Annotated in this window: 4 protein-coding genes; 1 reads left to right on the top strand and 3 read right to left on the bottom strand. The window is 33.2% G+C overall.

Annotation, left to right across the window (positions count from 1 at the left end):
- Positions 1–279: 279 nt before the first annotated feature.
- Complete coding sequence (locus CD31_RS00340) at positions 280–921, top strand: hypothetical protein (RefSeq protein ID WP_036074831.1); 642 nt, start codon at positions 280–282, stop codon at positions 919–921.
- 54 nt (positions 922–975) lie between these two features.
- On the opposite strand, the gene CD31_RS00335 is transcribed toward CD31_RS00340, so the two are convergent.
- From CD31_RS00335 to CD31_RS00325, 3 genes are read right to left on the bottom strand one after another with little or no spacing between them, the layout of a single operon-like run.
- Positions 976–1272: a hypothetical protein gene (locus CD31_RS00335; protein WP_036074830.1), complete on the bottom strand. Its 297-nt coding sequence runs from the start codon at positions 1270–1272 to the stop codon at positions 976–978.
- Positions 1253–1621 carry a YhjD family protein gene (locus CD31_RS00330; RefSeq protein WP_036074820.1) on the bottom strand — a complete coding sequence of 123 codons (369 nt, stop codon included), beginning with the start codon at positions 1619–1621 and terminating at the stop codon, positions 1253–1255. The genes CD31_RS00335 and CD31_RS00330 overlap by 20 nt, the downstream gene beginning before the upstream one ends.
- Positions 1614–1964, bottom strand: a complete 351-nt coding sequence (locus tag CD31_RS00325) for a YolD-like family protein (protein ID WP_052125276.1) — start codon at positions 1962–1964, stop codon at positions 1614–1616. The genes CD31_RS00330 and CD31_RS00325 overlap by 8 nt, the downstream gene beginning before the upstream one ends.
- Between the last annotated feature and the right edge of the window lie 20 nt (positions 1965–1984).

Here is a 1984-nt window from a genome sequence, read left to right as displayed (position 1 = left end):
TTACATCATTCCTGGCATACTTGAACGGATTTCGTGCATCTTTTAAACTCTTTTTTCAAGCCTTAACATTGAAAATGATTATATAATAATAGAAACATATGTTTCGTATAATTTCGATTTTGTTAGTTTTATCTGTTACTTTTTTGTTAGTTTCGAAAAACTAACATAGTGGCACTTATATTATAGAAGAAAGTCATTTACTATACTGACAACACCTTCCATTATTGATACAATTTAATGGTATAAAATACACACATTTCAAAGGAGACAACCATACAAATGAAGAAGTTTTTAAAATTCGGATGCGGAAGTGTTATTGCATTAATTGTACTAGGTATTATTATTGGTGCTCTTAGTGATAGCGAAGAACCTAAAAAAGAGAATGATAAAGTAGAAACTGTTGCAAACAATAGTGACGCTACAAAAGATACTAAAAATGAAACAAATGAAAAAGACAAAGAAAAAGAAACAAATAATAAGGATTTAGAAATCTACAAAAATGAAATTGTTGTCCATTTAGATGCTTTCCAAGATGAGTATGATAAACACTGGACTAACAATTGGGTAACGACATTTGAAGGCGTGGGTAACGGCACTGTCGATAGATACAAAGCTTACGAAACGTTAAATAGTCTAGAAAAATATTACACAGGGTTAGGTAATAAAATCCGCAATACTGAACTACCAGAATTATCTAAAGAAAATCAAAAATTACTCAAAAACTACTTATCGGATTTACAAAGTGCTATTTTAACTCGTAGTCGTGCGGCCTCAGAGGCAGCTGATATGTTTGATAAAGGTGAGTTTAAACCATCAGAAATGGAGAAAATCCAATCCACTGTAGTTTATGCGGACCAAGAAGTTGTATCTGCATTAGTCGAACGTACAACTTTAGAACAGAAACTCGGTTTGATTAAATAAAGTTATTTTAAATAAAAGGAAGTCACTCATTTTTTTGAGTAACTTCCTTTTATTTCATGATTTTTGCACTGTCAACCTTTCTTCTTCATTTTCACCAGTTATAATGTTTCTTAATTTTATTAATTGGTTAATTACTACATCTAAACTCTCTACTTTATTAAAGCCAAGCGTAACAGGTGCATCATTTAAACTTAGCATCTCACCCTTTTCTAATTCTGTACCAATGGGTACAGGGTCAATCCTGGTAAATTGAACGGCCCCTGTTTTTAGCTTTTTATTTCCAACTATACGAACACCTACATCTCCATTTCCAAATAAAATTTGAACAGAGCTAGTTTTTAGAATTGGCATTATCATTTATCTCCTTTAAGTAAGTAAATATCAATTCTTCTGTATGAGTTTTCAGTGCTTGGTTGGCATATTGATGCACTTCATCCTCGCCAGGCGTTCTAATTGTCACCTCGCTAAAATGCTCACTTGTTTTCACCCACCTTACTACCTCAATCTTTTGTTTAGCGAGATAACGCTTTTTGTTGTAATAATCGTTTCTTATATCCTTTAAAAGCGCATCTACTATGTTGAGATATACCTTGGACATTTTGAGACTCCCTAACACATCATAATCACGCTGTAATGACTTGATGGCCATATCTAGTTTTATAAATTCGTATAGCTGCTGGCGATCTTCCCTCTTAATCATCCGAATCAACCAATGAAGCTTTTTGAATTTTATCAAATGTAATGCGCTTTATTGAAAAGTCAGTGTCTAATAGTAGTTCCTTTTTATAAGCATCGGTACCAGTGACCCTGCCTACCTCATCATGCAATTTATGATTATCCCATAAAGTTAATTTAACAAGCTTTTGCATCTTAAAAGCACGCTGGATGGTTTGTTCTATTTCCTCTAACTCCCACTCCGTTAATTCTCGCTTTTTATCATAAAATTGTTCTTGCTTCCATTCTCGGATTTTCACCAGATGTTCTGGCAGCATCATAGCTGTCCATTTCATCGTTTTATCAAGACATATTTTTGTATTTCCCACTATTTAGTACACCTCATTCT

It is taken from the genome of Lysinibacillus boronitolerans JCM 21713 = 10a = NBRC 103108, assembly GCF_000772935.1.
Taxonomy (GTDB): Bacteria; Bacillota; Bacilli; order Bacillales_A; family Planococcaceae; genus Lysinibacillus; species Lysinibacillus boronitolerans.
Note: the sequence above shows the minus strand (reverse complement) of the source record. Positions and strands in the feature narration are given on the sequence as shown.